At 34.5% G+C, this 14,137-nt stretch carries 11 protein-coding genes; 4 read left to right on the forward strand and 7 right to left on the reverse strand.

Annotation, left to right across the window (positions count from 1 at the left end; translation table 11 throughout):
* Nucleotides 1-21 precede the first annotated feature (21 nt).
* Together OQ292_RS07565 and OQ292_RS07570 are read right to left on the reverse strand one after the other, a co-directional pair.
* A complete protein-coding gene (locus OQ292_RS07565) occupies nucleotides 22-888 on the reverse strand; it encodes a sigma-70 family RNA polymerase sigma factor (RefSeq protein WP_284685447.1) in 867 nt (288 codons plus the stop codon).
* A gap of 174 nt (nucleotides 889-1,062) precedes the next feature.
* Entirely contained in the window at nucleotides 1,063-1,218 is a 156-nt protein-coding gene (locus tag OQ292_RS07570; RefSeq protein ID WP_284685448.1) for a hypothetical protein, read from the reverse strand.
* 429 nt (nucleotides 1,219-1,647) lie between these two features.
* Between OQ292_RS07570 and OQ292_RS07575 the strand changes: the two genes are divergently transcribed.
* On the forward strand, nucleotides 1,648-4,077 hold the full coding sequence (locus tag OQ292_RS07575) for an ABC transporter permease (RefSeq protein WP_284685449.1): 2,430 nt from the start codon (nucleotides 1,648-1,650) through the stop codon (nucleotides 4,075-4,077).
* Between the two features lie 54 nt (nucleotides 4,078-4,131).
* Here OQ292_RS07575 and rpsP read toward each other — a convergent pair whose 3' ends face one another.
* The gene (gene rpsP / locus OQ292_RS07580; RefSeq protein ID WP_284685450.1) at nucleotides 4,132-4,740 is read right to left on the reverse strand and encodes a 30S ribosomal protein S16; all 609 of its coding nucleotides are present in this window, start codon (nucleotides 4,738-4,740) and stop codon (nucleotides 4,132-4,134) included.
* 161 nt (nucleotides 4,741-4,901) lie between these two features.
* Nucleotides 4,902-5,741, reverse strand: coding sequence for an alpha/beta fold hydrolase (locus tag OQ292_RS07585; RefSeq protein WP_284685451.1), 840 nt, complete (start codon nucleotides 5,739-5,741; stop codon nucleotides 4,902-4,904).
* 220 nt (nucleotides 5,742-5,961) lie between these two features.
* Between OQ292_RS07585 and leuS the strand changes: the two genes are divergently transcribed.
* Entirely contained in the window at nucleotides 5,962-8,754 is a 2,793-nt protein-coding gene (gene leuS / locus OQ292_RS07590) for a leucine--tRNA ligase (RefSeq protein WP_284685452.1), read from the forward strand.
* 249 nt (nucleotides 8,755-9,003) lie between these two features.
* Nucleotides 9,004-9,600, forward strand: coding sequence for a tetratricopeptide repeat protein (locus tag OQ292_RS07595; RefSeq protein ID WP_284685453.1), 597 nt, complete (start codon nucleotides 9,004-9,006; stop codon nucleotides 9,598-9,600).
* A 42-nt stretch (nucleotides 9,601-9,642) separates the two neighbouring features.
* Here OQ292_RS07595 and OQ292_RS07600 read toward each other — a convergent pair whose 3' ends face one another.
* The 3 genes from OQ292_RS07600 to OQ292_RS07610 form a co-directional block, all read right to left on the reverse strand.
* Nucleotides 9,643-10,212, reverse strand: a complete 570-nt coding sequence (locus OQ292_RS07600; RefSeq protein ID WP_284685454.1) for a nitroreductase family protein — start codon at nucleotides 10,210-10,212, stop codon at nucleotides 9,643-9,645.
* A 93-nt stretch (nucleotides 10,213-10,305) separates the two neighbouring features.
* Nucleotides 10,306-11,283, reverse strand: coding sequence for a hypothetical protein (locus OQ292_RS07605; protein ID WP_284685455.1), 978 nt, complete (start codon nucleotides 11,281-11,283; stop codon nucleotides 10,306-10,308).
* Between the two features lie 256 nt (nucleotides 11,284-11,539).
* A complete protein-coding gene (locus tag OQ292_RS07610; protein WP_284685456.1) occupies nucleotides 11,540-12,943 on the reverse strand; it encodes an RtcB family protein in 1,404 nt (467 codons plus the stop codon).
* Between the two features lie 526 nt (nucleotides 12,944-13,469).
* Here OQ292_RS07610 and OQ292_RS07615 point away from each other — a divergent pair.
* A complete protein-coding gene (locus OQ292_RS07615; protein ID WP_284685457.1) occupies nucleotides 13,470-14,135 on the forward strand; it encodes a hypothetical protein in 666 nt (221 codons plus the stop codon).
* The last annotated feature ends 2 nt before the right edge of the window (nucleotides 14,136-14,137 follow it).

The following is a 14,137-nucleotide window of genomic DNA, read 5'->3' on the forward strand; positions in this document are numbered from 1 at the left end:
TAGAGAGCTTTTAGAATAAAATTATCCAAGATACTCAGCAAGTAACTTGCTTTTTTCTCTTGATCTAAGCTTTTTAATAGCTTTTTCTTTAATTTGTCTTACTCTTTCTCTAGTAAGATTTAACTTTTCACCAATTTGTTCTAGAGACATTGGATGTTCGCCACCAATACCGAATGACATTCTAATTACTTGTTGCTCTCTGCTTGTAAGAGTTGATAATGCTCTTTCTGTTTCGATTTCTAGTGAGCTTGTATAAGAAAGGTCTCTGTCGGTATTTTGAATGTTTTTGTTTTCAAGTACATCAAGTAATGAGTTGCTTTCTCCTTCTTGGAACGGTGCATCCATAGAAAGTTGTTTTGCGCTCAAACTTAAAGTATTTGTGATGTCGTCAGAATCCATTTCAAGAATTTCTGCAAGTTCCTCAGCTGTTGGCTCTCTTTCATACTTCTGCTCTAGTTCTGCAAAAGTTTTATTGATTTTACTTAGAGCACCAGTCCTGTTTAATGGCAATCTTACGATTCTTGACTGTTCTGCTAATGCTTGCATGATCGACTGTCTAATCCACCATACTGCATAAGAGATAAATTTAAAACCTCTGGTTTCGTCAAATTTTTGAGCTGCTTTAACGAGACCTAAATTACCTTCATTAATGAGGTCATTTAATGATAGATTTCGATTCTGGTATTGCTTGGCAACAGAAACCACGAATCTTAAATTAGCTTTTGTTAGTTTTTCAAGGGCTAACTCATCACCCTTCTTGATTCTTTTAGCCAAGTCAACTTCTTCTTCGGGTGTAAGTAGTTCAACCTTACTAATTTCGTTGAAATACCTTTCCAAAGACTGGCTTTCTCTATTGGTGATAGTTTGTGTGATCTTGAGCTGTCGCATTATCCGTACTAATGTTTAAGTTTAAATTACCGATTGTTATTGAGAAACAAACCTTTAATCAAATGGTCAAATTAATAGCTGCAATTAATCAAAACACTTTTATTAAAGAATTGTTCAATCTTTTTGAAATTTCTTTCTGATTAATTAAGATATTCTTTTTTGAGTTTACTATATTTATGAGTCAGACTCATTAATCACTTTTTTGTTTAAAACACTTTTTTGCTTTTCTAGCATTATATGCATTTCCAACGCAGCTAACTCACTCTTAATTTGATTTATTAACTTATGATTAGGATTCCCCGCCTGATTAAGCTTTTCTGTATGTTTCATAATTAGAACTGACTTGATTACGTAAAAGTTTCTTACATAAATTATACATTGATTATGTAGTCTTGGCCCCTATACAAGGTTGCCAGTATTTCTTTTAGGTAATAATTCAAAGGTTAAGGTAAATACCGTTTAACACAAGTATTTATTACATTAAACTCTATTCGATAGTTACAGTATAATATTAAGCGAGATTTAATGAGGATGTTAGTATATTAATAGCAAATAACGAAGAAATACAAATGCGAAGCAATTTTTTTTTTGAATAAACAGATAATTTTTCGATAAAAGTGATTATTCAAGGTCTAAATGAGGTCAAAAATCTTGTTTTCTCCCTAAAAACTTACTTCCATTTTATATATAACGCTACAAAGTGATGTCTTGTTTTAATTAACTATCCTAATTTTTTGAGTTAATTACCTATTAAAATTTATGCTTAAAAATTACATTACTATTGCATTCCGCAATTTGACAAAAAACAAGATTTATTCTTCAATTAATATTGTAGGTCTTGCTATTGGAATAAGCTGTTGTTTCCTAATACTCGCTCATGTTCAAGACGAATTATCATACGACAAGTTTCATAAAGACTCAAAAAACATCTATAGGGTAGCACTTAAAAGACTGTATTCAACCCATACTACTTTCTATGCAATTATCCCTCACTCTTTTGCCAAAGTGATTGAAGATGATTACCCTGAAGTAGAGAAAACAGTTCGATTATTTGCTAATCAAAATACTACATTATTTAGATATGAAGACGAGAAAGGAGAATTGCATCTTTTTGAAGAAAAACAATTTATGCTGGCAGACTCAAACTTCTTTGATGTATTTACTGTAGAAATTATTAAAGGAGATAAAAACACAGCATTAGATGGAAATAATAGTATTGTTATTACTGAAGAAACAGCAAAAAAGTATTTCGGTGAAGTTGATCCAATAGGCAAAATAATAACCAGTAACCAAACTGACTTTAAAGTAAGTGCCGTTTGCGAAAACATACCAGAAAACTCTCATTTCGATTTTGACATAATTGCTGCACTCGGCACATTTCCATTTTTTAACTCATTAAATTTCACAGGGTTTTCTGCCTATACTTACCTTAAGCTAAAAGAAAATACTAACCCAAAGCAACTGGAAGCCAAGTTTCCAGATATGGTTTTAAAATATGCAGCTCCTCAAATAGAACAAAGTTTAGGCATTAGCTACAAAGAATACCAAGATAAAGGAAATGGTTATCAATACTTTTTGCAAAACCTAGGAGACATTCACTTGCATTCAAATTTAGAAGCAGAGATGAAAGTAAATGGTAACATTACACAAGTTTATATTTTCATATCTATATCGATATTTATTCTGTTTCTAGCCTGTATCAACTTTATGAACTTGGCAACTGCTCGTTCTGCTGAAAGAGCCAAAGAAGTTGGTATTAGAAAAGCTCTTGGCTCATTAAAAAAGCAATTGATTACTCAGTTCTTAACCGAATCTATTGTAATTTCTTTGGTAAGCCTGCTAATTGCATTGGTTATTATTTCATTCGCTTTACCCTATTTTAATAACCTTGCAGGGAAGACTATCAATATAGATTTTTCTAACCTGAATATTATAGCAGGCCTAATCGCATTTAGCATTTTAGTTGGTTTATTGGCAGGCATTTATCCAGCATTTTTTATATCGTCCTTTAACCCTATTGCAGTAATGAAAGGGCAACTTAATACTGGAGGGAAAGGTGCTCTATTGAGAAATGGTTTGGTTGTATTTCAATTCTTTATATCTATCATATTAATAACTGGAACACTGATAGTTTATAAACAAATGAACTATATACAATCTACAGATTTGGGGTACAATAAAGAAAATATAGTTATAATTGAAGGAATAGGAAATTTGGGTAATAAACTAGAGACATTTAAAAATGAAGTAAATAAAGTAACTGGAGTAAGTAATGTTGCTTTTAGCAGTGCCATGCCAGGTCAACCGTTCTTTTTTGGCAGTTCTTTTATTCCAGAATATAAGTCTGAAGCTTTAATTACTAAAACAATGGTAATGGACGAAGACTTTCAAAAAACCATGGGTTTAGAAATTATTGAAGGCAGAGGGTTTGACAAGGCTTATAATGATTCTTCGTCTATAATATTAAATGAAGCAGCTCTCGTAGCCTTAGATATACAAGATCCTATTGGCAGTAAAATTACTAGTAAAAATAACGACCCAGCAAATAATGTAACCTATACAATTGTTGGTATTGCCAAAGATTTTCACTTCCAATCATTACGCGAAAGTATTTCTCCATTGGCGATTCTTGCTCCTTCTGGTTCAAATAATTTTGGTTTTTTGGCTGTTCACATCAATAACTCTGAACTACATAGTAGCTTATCTGACATTGAAAACCTTTGGAAAGAATTTGAAAATGAAATGCCTTTCAAACACACTTTTTTTGAGGAAGACTTAAAAGCTCAATATATCTCAGACAAAAGGTTTGGAGAAGTGTTTATGGTATTTGCTTCATTAGCAATTATAATAGCCTGTGTTGGATTATTTGGCTTGGCTGCCTACACAGCAAGTTTAAAAACCAAAGAAATTGGAGTAAGAAAAGTTCTCGGTGCTTCCATTTCTGGAATTATACTTATGCTTACAACAAAGTTTACCAAGTTGGTACTAATCGCATTTGTTTTGGCTATTCCTTTTACTTACTATGTAATGGATTGGTGGCTATCTTCATTCGCTTACAAAACTGAAATGGGAATACTTCCATTTTTGCTGGCAGGTACATCTGCCTTTGGCATTGCAATTATTACAGTGAGCTACCAATCTATAAAAGCAGCTATAGTAAACCCAGTTAAATCTTTAAAAAGTGAATAAATAAAAAAGCCGTCTCTAGTTAGAAACGGCTTTCAAATATCGATTAAAAGAATTCTATTCTTCTTTTTTCTCTTCTTTCGGTGCTTCCTCTGTAGCTTCAGCTTTTGGAGCTGCTTCTTCAGTTTCAGCAGGAGCTTCTTCAGTCGCATTCGCTGCTGCTTCTTCAGCTGCTTTTGCTTCTTCAGCCGCTTTTTTCTCAGCCTCTGCTGCTGCTTTTGCATCTACCTCAGCTTTTTCAGCTTCTCTTAATTTAAGAATCTCAGCTTCAATACGAGCTTGCTCATCTGCTTTTGCTTGTGCCTTGTCAGATGCAATTTTCTCATATTTAGCAATTTTCTCACTTCTCCAATCCTGATAACGCTTGTCAGCTTCTTCTTGAGTAAGAGCTCCTTTGTTTACACCTATTTGTAAGTGTTTTCTAAGTAATACTCCTTCACGAGAAAGCATAGTACGTACAGCATCTGAAGGCTGTGCACCTGTCATAACCCAATAGAAAGCTCTATCTAAGTCTACATCGAATTCTGCAGGGTGTACATTTGGATTAAAAACTCCTAATTTCTCAACAAATCTACCATCACGTGGTGTTCTTGAGTCTGCTACTACTACATAGTAGATTGGCCTTTTCTTACGTCCATGACGGGACAATCTGATTCTTACTGCCATTTTTTAAATTTAATTTAGTATGGAACACGTCCATTAATTAATAATTAGGAGGAAATGGTCACAAAGGAATTTCCTCAATTGGGCTGCAAATTTAGATAAATACTATTGTATTTACACTAATTATCAGTAAATAAATTAGATATTCACTATGTTATTTTCTCTTAACAGTCATTTTCAGTAAAAAAGCTACCTAATTCACTAGAATTTAAACTATGCCTTAGTAATCTCTGATGATACACAACAAAGCTTATAACCTTTATTTTAGAAAGAACACCTAGCTTTTCTAGCTTGAGTCGGAGCTTGTTTTCAAGAATCACTTCATCATTGTTGCTTGTAACAAGCCAAACATGCTTATTAGCATCAAACAAATCACTAAAAACTTTACGAGTACCAAAAGTAAAATGCCTGTATAACATCCAAGTTGTATAGACTTTTTTTAAAGAATAGAAATGCACCACTTTTTCAGCTACTTTCAACAACTTCTCATCAACAATACGATACTTATTAAAGATTTTGGTGGTTGTGTAAAGCCATTTTTCATGTTTGGTAAATTGCCTGAATAAATAATTGCCCAACCAGTTTTTTGTAGCAAAATGATACCAAACGTTTTCATAAATTCCATCTGGTGCAACTAAGCAAAGCTTATTTACTCTTTCTGGGAAAAAAGCGGCTGTTGCCAAAGCCAATCGACAACCAATAGAAAAAGCAATTACATCAAAACACTGTATTTGCTCCTTTTCAAATAGCTGATGGAGCTCTTGCTTAAAAGCCTCAGGAGAATAATTATAATTCGTAGTATCCCATTTACTTTCTCCATGAGCAAACAAATCGAAACTATAAATAATAATATCTGGATATAACTCTATCAGCATTTTATAAACAGATGCACTCTGTCCAAAACCATGGAAGGCCAACAAAACTTTTGCATTAAATTCCTCACCTAAATCATTATTTTGTAAGACTTCATTTCCAATAAATTTTGTGTACGAATGACTATCCATCAATAATTAAAATGTAATAAAAACTCTTTCTAAAATAATTTACTCATCTTTTAGCTCCTGAAAAGTTTAACTTAATGAACTAATTAAACTTGACAAAAATTAAAAAATCATGAAATAATTATAATTGAAGCACAAAAGCAAACCCACTCAAACACTGCTTTTCATAAAAAACCTCTAACTTTGCAGCTTTAAAAATTTACCAGAATATAAATAATGACTGATGGCAGAATATAATCACCAGCAGACAGAATCTAAATGGCAGGATTACTGGCGCAAAAATGATATTTACAAGGTTGAAAACAACACTTCTAAACCTAAGTATTATGTACTGGATATGTTTCCTTATCCATCTGGAGCAGGACTACATGTGGGACACCCTTTAGGTTATATTGCATCAGATATATTTAGCCGATATAAAAAATTAAAAGGTTTTAATGTATTGCATCCAATGGGATTCGATGCTTTCGGATTACCAGCCGAACAATACGCAATTGAAACTGGCCAACATCCGGCAATTACTACTAAAAATAACATTGCTACTTTTAAAAGTCAACTTGCAAAAATTGGGTTTTCATTTGACTGGTCTAGAGAAGTTAACACCTCTGAACCAGATTTTTACAAATGGACACAGTGGATTTTTATGCAGCTATTTAATTCTTGGTTCGATAACAAAACCAAGTCGGCAAAACCAATTATCGAACTTAAAGTAACTTTCGAGCAATCGGGAAATACTGAGATTGATGCTGCTTGTGACGAAAATACACCTTTATTTACAGCCGACGATTGGAGTGCTTTAACTGCCGAAGAACAAGAAAAAGTATTATTAAATTACCGCTTAACCTATCCTGCAGATGCAGTAGTTAACTGGTGCCCAGCACTAGGAACTGTGCTTGCCAACGATGAAATAAAAGATGGCTATTCTGAAAGAGGTGGCCACCCAGTTGAGCGTAAGAAAATGAAACAGTGGATGATGCGTACTACTGCCTACGCAGATCGCCTGTTAGAAAACTTAGAAACCATTGACTGGTCTGACTCATTAAAGGAAATGCAACGTAACTGGATTGGTAAATCTTTTGGTTGCGAGTTGGACTTCCCTGTGGTTGATAAAGACATTAAATTAACAGCTTTTACTACCCGACCAGATACCATTTTTGGTGTTACCTATGTGGTACTTGCTCCAGAGCATGAGTTAATCGAAGAATTGACTACTCCTGAGCAAAAAGAAGCTGTAGAAGAATATGTAAATACTGCTAAAAACCGCTCTGAAAGAGATAGAATGAGCGATGTAAAAACAGTTTCTGGTGTATTTACTGGTTCTTTTGTCGTGAATCCGATTTCTGGTGAGAAAGTACAATTGTGGATTGCCGACTATGTTTTAGCAGGCTATGGAACTGGTGTCGTTATGGCTGTACCTTCTTCAGATGATAGAGATTACCGTTTTGCACAGTACTTTGGCTTACCAATTAGAATGGTGATTGAAGGTACTGAAACCATGGAAGAGCCCACCGAGAAAAAAGATGGCAAGTTGATCAATTCTGATTTTCTTAATGGATTGTATGGTGAGAAAATATATGGTGAAGGAACTGGCGAAGCTACTTGGGCGGCAATTAAGAAAGCAGAAGAACTAGGTGTTGGTAAACGCAAAGTAAATTATAAAATGCGTGATTCTGTATTTAGCAGACAACGCTATTGGGGTGAGCCTGTACCAGTTTATTTCAAAAACGATATACCTTATCTGTTAGCAGCAAATGAATTGCCACATGAATTACCAAAGATAGACGAATACCGCCCCACTGAAGATGGAGAACCGCCATTAGGCCGTGCTACAGACTGGAAACACGAGGGACAATACCCTTATGAGTTAACTACTATGCCGGGCTGGGCTGGTTCTAGCTGGTATTTCTTACGCTATATGGATGCTAAAAATGAAAATGAGTTTGTTAGCAAAGACGCAGCAGATTATTGGAGAGAAGTTGATTTGTACATTGGTGGCACTGAGCATGCTGTAGGTCACTTATTGTATTCTCGTTTCTGGAATAACTTCTTATGCGATAGAGGTTATATTAGCCACCAAGAGCCATTTAAGAAATTGGTGAATCAGGGAATGATACAAGGAAGATCAAGCTTGATTTATAAGGTAAAAACTAAAAACAAATTTGTTTCTGCTGGCTTAAGCAAAGATTACGATGTAAGTGAAATGCATTGCGATGTAAATATTGTACATAGTGATGTACTTGATCTTGAAGCTTTTAAAAACTGGAGACCAGAATATAAAGATGCTGAATTTGTTTTAGAAGACGGCAAATATATGTGTGGTAGCATTGTAGAAAAAATGTCTAAAAGATGGTTTAACGTAGTTAATCCAGATGATGTAATCGCAAAATACGGAGCTGACACATTGAGACTTTATGAGATGTTCTTAGGGCCAATTGAAGCATCAAAACCTTGGAATACAGATGGAATTGAAGGTGTTGCTAAATTCTTGCGTCGTACTTGGAATTTATTCTACAATAGCAAAGATGAGTTTGAAGTATCTGATGCTGAACCAACAAAAGATGAATTAAAGGCACTACATCAAACCATTAAAAAAGTAGCTTACGATATTGAGCATCTTTCTTTTAACACTTCGGTTTCGGCTTTTATGGTTTGTACCAATGAGCTTTCAAAATTGAAGTGCAATAAGAAAGCGATATTAGAGCCACTATTAATTATTCTTTCTCCTTTTGCACCTCATATCGCAGAAGAGCTTTGGGCTAATTTGGGTAATACAGAAAGCATTACTGGCGCTACATTCCCAACCCATAATGAAGCTTACTTAAAAGAAGATACTATTGAGTATCCGGTATCTGTAAATGGTAAGATGCGTGCTAAAATGGAGTTCCCTGCTGATATGGCTAAAGAAGAGATAGAAAAAGAGGTATTAGCTTCTGAAGTAATACAAAAATGGGTACAAGGAAAAACTCCTAAAAAGGTAATTGTAGTACCTAAAAGAATTGTAAATATCGTGCTCTGAAAGGCATAAAGATTCGTTCATATTACAACTAGAAAAGGCTGATTTGCTTAACATAGCATTCAGCCTTTTTTAATATGAGAAAATTAGGTATTATCTATAATTTAGAAGATATTTGCAGCATAATCGACTGAATATCATAATTTTATTGCACTAACATTATATAAAATAGCATTTTATTAAGATACTCTTTACTAATATTCACAGCTAATTTCAGAATTATAATTAAGCAACCATTAAATAGACCAAAACATGGAACTAACATTTGAAAATCCTATCACAACTCCTGGTGATTACCTTGCACAAGAAAGTAATCCTTTAGTTCATCAATCATTTACTGAACAAGGAAAAATCTACTTTTTAGAAGAAAAATTTGAACTTGCTTTAAAGTATTTTAACTATTCGTTAGAGTTGGCTGTACAAACAGATTCTCCAGAATTTTTTGTAAAACACTATCTTGAATGCTTATTGGAGGCATTAGAAATGATTGGAAATTTTGAACCAGTTATTTCTTATTGCGACAGGTTTATTGGTCTGATTGAAGATGAAATGACAAATGAGGCTGAACAAACTTTTTATTTAGCTCTTTTGTACCAGAAAAGAGGAATCGTTTTAATTAAATCTGGTAAAGCTGACCTAGGTAAGAGTAATCTTGAAAATGCAGTGCAAATTGCTGAGAACAATAACTTCCCATTACTACTCAGCGAAAACATTTTATTCCTACTAAATTCAGGCATCACCCCTGACCAACACAAAATTGTACAGGAGCAAGTACAAGCTGGTTATTTCGTAATTAACTCAGAAACAGTTAACAAAGAAATAGCAATGAGAAACCCTGAAATCAACTAAAGAAATAAATGCTCCTGAAAAAAATCAGGAGCACTAAATTTATTATATCCAGCTACCTTCGTAAGTAAATTCGGATATATCTTTTCTTACTCTTGGTGCAGTTTCCCTATCCTTAAGAGGTTGAGCAAGTATATTGGCATCGCCTTTATAACCCACAACTATAGCAGTAACAGCCTCAAAACCTTCTGGTATATTTAAAGTTTCTTTTGCCTTTTCTGGTGAAAAGCCAGCCATTTGGTGTAAATAAAGACCTTCTGCTGTAGCTTGAATAGACAGGTTTGCTACTGCTGCTCCTGTATCATACATAGCATGTGGATTTGCCTGACCATTTTCACTAAAGGTCGTTTTAGCCACCACTATTATTACAACAGGTGCATGTTTTGCCCAAGCCTGATTAAAACTATTCAGTGTGTCAAATAATTTCTGATAGCTTTCTTCTTGGCTTTTGTCTGCATATATAAATCTCCAAGGCTGCTCATTAAAAGCAGATGCTGCCCAACGTGCTGCATCGAATAGCCTGGTTAATTTTTCTTTTTCAACAGGTTTATCTGAAAATGCTCTAATACTCTTTCTTTCAGTTATATGAGGTAATACTAAGCTTGAATTTTCCATTTTAGTGATATTGTATGTTGTAACATATTTTTTAAACGAAGATGTTTACATTAAGTTCATTACATGTTATTATGTATATATAAAAATCACTTATTAGAAATTTAAGTTATACCATTTAAGTTGATCCTTTTTTCTAATTACCTTTTTTAGGTATTGGTAATTCCTCAACATTAAAGGTGGCTCATCTATAACTTTAAATCCAAATCGCTTTGGCAGTTTTGTATAAAGAGACATTGGAGGCTTAGAACATGTAAGCTCCTTCAAATAGTTGCCCGTTTCGAAAGTGTGAAAATAAATATTACTTATTCCCAGCTCATTATGAATAAATTCAATAGCAGCACTTAGTATGGCTTCGTCCCAAATTTTATAATAAGGAAGCAAGGCATTTACATAATAATTTTCGAATGCAGCAAAGTTACTTTTTATATAAGCTCTAAATAACCAATGTTTATTCGGGTCTTTTTCATCCTTTTTATAATCTAGCAAAATATTATACAGGTTCTTTGCTTCTCTGAGCCAGTCGTTTTGCAGTTCTTCTATTAACACTTCGCCGTTCTCTAAATCTATATCGAGCCTTGCCCAAGCCAATGTATTTCTCTTGTTTAATGCCACCGGATGTGATGTAGAAGCAAAAGGCCCGTCACAATCAAAAGGCTGCAAAAGATTAAAATACGGCATATCATGCTGCCAAGAAAAATTTAACCTTAACACCAAGTTATACCCCGGTCTAGAAGTTTGATACCAAGAATCTTTTCTATGTTTAGAAACAAACTCACCCCATCTACCCAATTCCAAACTAAAGTGCAGGAACTCCTCAGGCCAAATATTAGAGAAAGTCTCTGCATTTACAGACTTACTTGGTAATCGAGAAATTATGTTTTTTACAGGTGCTTTGTCTAACAAAAAACCGATGTCAGATTTTTTTAAATCAGCAATCTTCACGTTTTCAGTTTCCATTGCTCTTAAGCGGGTAGACAATAGCATTAAAGCATATCTATCTTTAAAATACCCGAAATACTTCTGTCCGAAATCCAGACAGCTTTCTATATATTCAATTTCTTTTAGTTCCATTACAAAACAGGATTAATACATTAGGATATGATTTGTCTTATAGCTTCGATCTGATGCTATCTACCTACCAGCCTGATGGAGGAGACAATCCCAGCAGTATTTTGCCTGTTTTGCCTCCTTGATCAGAAAACTTTCGGGAGGCTGACAATAGGCGCTCCCGTGTTTAGGTTACCCTTCTGCCAGAAGTGGAAACCGATTTTACATAGCTTTTTCATTGCTTTATTTTTTAGGTTTATAATGTGTTTAAGAATGCTATCTAAGCATTGTCCATCCGAACAATTTTTGGCTGAAATTTGCCAACAACATCAACCAAGTCTCTTTGCGCTTGCATCACTTTCTCGATGTCTTTATAAGCCATTGGTGCTTCATCTAGACCTCCACCAATTAAGTTTACCTCGTGTTTCTTGAGTATTTGCCTCAACTCTTTTTTAGAGTTAGTTTCTCTGGCTTTTGATCTAGACATTACACGTCCAGCTCCATGCGAAGCAGAATTGAGAGATGCCGCATTTCCTTTACCTCTTACAATGTAACCCGGCGCTACCATAGAACCCGGAATAATACCAAGTTCTCCTTTTTTTGCAGGTGTTGCTCCTTTTCTATGTACAATTACTTCTTTGCCATTTGCCAGTTTTTCTTTCCAAGCAAAGTTGTGGTGGTTTTCAATCTGAGCTACAGGCTTTTCTCCTAGGGCTTTAGCCAACTTTTTATGTATTTGATGGTGGCAAGCCGAAGCATAATCACCCGCCAAATTCATGGCTAGCCAATACTCCTGCCCTGCCTCCGAGTTAAGATCGAGCCAAGCCAAATGCTTTGCTTGATTCGGTAACCTACAAAGCGACATAGCTAATTGAGTATAATGCTTAGCGATATTTGCCCCCAATGCTCTGGAACCAGAATGAGAGAGAATACCCAGATATTTTCCGGTTTCTATACCCCATTCGTTATCTGCATCAGTTATTTCTACTTCGCCAAACTCCACAAAATGATTACCCGAACCAGATGAACCAATCTGCTTGTAAGCTTTATCTTTATTATATCTTACTACTTTAATCTCATCGAATTCTGGTCGATCAAAAATGGGATCATCCATTGGCTTAGAAAATCCATTTCCGGTACCAAATTCTGTATGATCCATTAAATATTGCTTGAGATTACTACGGTGTCTTTCCAGATAATTTTCTGGCATATTGTAGATCGTCATACACATTCTGCAGCCTATATCCACACCTACACCATAAGGTATTACTGCATTTTCTGTGGCTAATACACCTCCAATTGGTAATCCATAACCGTGATGCGCATCTGCCATAAGTGCTGCACCTACTGCAACAGGTAGTTTAGTTGCTATTTCTATCTGGCTACGGGCACCTTTTTCGATGTTTTCGGCACCATAAATAGCATAATCTAACTGCTCAGATCTTAAAGCAATCTCTCTTCTGTATACTTGAGGCTCCAATAATTCAGTCACAAAACTCCCAAAAACTGCATCATCGCTGTACTTTTCAGGTGCTCGCATCACCTCAGAGAGTAGTGCTAATTTTTTTTCCTTCTTATCTTTCTTAAAGTTTTTTTGAAATATATCAAGCACCATAGTGATAGTTCTACCATGTGGTACTCCTAGCTTTAGAAGGTCGTTCCCTCTAATTTTATCTTTAGCCATTATTATTAATTTTCTGATTTACAAATACTTACCAATAAATTACTGGTAAGAAATTTTAGGAGAGGGCAACAAAAAAGCCCAAACTTTATTCAGCTCGGGCTATCAGATATTTAAAACATCTTGAAATAAAAATCCCGAACTGTAAGCCCGGGAGACATGTATATTTATAAATTTACATATTAACTCAACCAGGCAGTTGATTCACACCATCATATAATTGAGGTGAATAATAGTGGGCGATATGTAAACTTATTCTTAGCATTTCTTTGTGATTTTGGCTAAAGTGCAGGTTTAATATTAAGATGTCAAGTTTTTTTTGTTTTTTTTTAATCTACCTAACTTTCCCTTTCGTTTAATGTTCTAATATTAATTGCTAAACAGAATAAAAATATTTTTGGCTAGATATTTTCTTTATACAGCTAAAATAATAGGAAAAGAGGGAATCTTTTTTTCTAATTTAGCCTGATAATTTATCGTTATTTGCAGCTAATATTTTAGGCAAACAATTTTTTAATTAACCATCGATATGAAATCAAAAAACTTATTAAACAATTTTCATTTAAATCGAAGTATCTTTTTCCTTGCGATTGTAATTTTTGCAGGTTTAGGAGTTTCAAGTTGTAAAAAACAACCTTCTTCTACAGTACCTACCGCTGAAGAGCAAAGAATCGAAAAAGCCAAAGCAGATTTGAGAGCACTTCTCAATGACAATGATATGTCTATCGAAGAGATGGAAAACAGATTAGATGCTATAAAAGCTTTAAACATAGAAGACCCAGAAGTGGTAAGTTTAATTGCTCAGGTAGAAGCTAAAATTGCCAGACTAAAAGCAGAAAAACTTCGTGAAGAAGAAGATGCTAGAAGACGCCGAGAAGAAGATATGAGAAAACAGCGTGAAAGCGAGCCAGCTTATAAATTAAATAGTTATTTTAACAGAATAGCAGGCGCAGGTAGCACAGATGAATCTAACTTCCAGATTTCACAGGCATTAACTATGTTCTCTTCTCCAGAAGCACCAGTGTTAATTATTATTGCAAAAGATGGCGACATTGTAGATTACGACGAGCCAACTACAATTAACAAGTATCTTAACTACCTGAAAGATCAGAAGAAAAAAGCTGATACCATTGAAAATATCGTTTTCGATGACAATGGTAAAATAAAGGAACTTGAACTTACCAAATTAAGATAAGA

Source organism: Chondrinema litorale (assembly GCF_026250525.1).
GTDB lineage: Bacteria > Bacteroidota > Bacteroidia > Cytophagales > Flammeovirgaceae > Chondrinema > Chondrinema litorale.

What these genes read in the sequence shown, in the direction of transcription:
- OQ292_RS07565 (WP_284685447.1), bottom strand. Translation starts at nt 888, where the DNA reads ATGCGACAGCTCAAGATCACACAAACTATCACCAATAGAGAAAGCCAG.
- OQ292_RS07570 (WP_284685448.1), bottom strand. Translation starts at nt 1,218, where the DNA reads ATGAAACATACAGAAAAGCTTAATCAGGCGGGGAATCCTAATCATAAG.
- OQ292_RS07575 (WP_284685449.1), top strand. Translation starts at nt 1,648, where the DNA reads ATGCTTAAAAATTACATTACTATTGCATTCCGCAATTTGACAAAAAAC.
- rpsP (WP_284685450.1), bottom strand. Translation starts at nt 4,740, where the DNA reads ATGGCAGTAAGAATCAGATTGTCCCGTCATGGACGTAAGAAAAGGCCA.
- OQ292_RS07585 (WP_284685451.1), bottom strand. Translation starts at nt 5,741, where the DNA reads ATGGATAGTCATTCGTACACAAAATTTATTGGAAATGAAGTCTTACAA.
- leuS (WP_284685452.1), top strand. Translation starts at nt 5,962, where the DNA reads ATGGCAGAATATAATCACCAGCAGACAGAATCTAAATGGCAGGATTAC.
- OQ292_RS07595 (WP_284685453.1), top strand. Translation starts at nt 9,004, where the DNA reads ATGGAACTAACATTTGAAAATCCTATCACAACTCCTGGTGATTACCTT.
- OQ292_RS07600 (WP_284685454.1), bottom strand. Translation starts at nt 10,212, where the DNA reads ATGGAAAATTCAAGCTTAGTATTACCTCATATAACTGAAAGAAAGAGT.
- OQ292_RS07605 (WP_284685455.1), bottom strand. Translation starts at nt 11,283, where the DNA reads ATGGAACTAAAAGAAATTGAATATATAGAAAGCTGTCTGGATTTCGGA.
- OQ292_RS07610 (WP_284685456.1), bottom strand. Translation starts at nt 12,943, where the DNA reads ATGGCTAAAGATAAAATTAGAGGGAACGACCTTCTAAAGCTAGGAGTA.
- OQ292_RS07615 (WP_284685457.1), top strand. Translation starts at nt 13,470, where the DNA reads ATGAAATCAAAAAACTTATTAAACAATTTTCATTTAAATCGAAGTATC.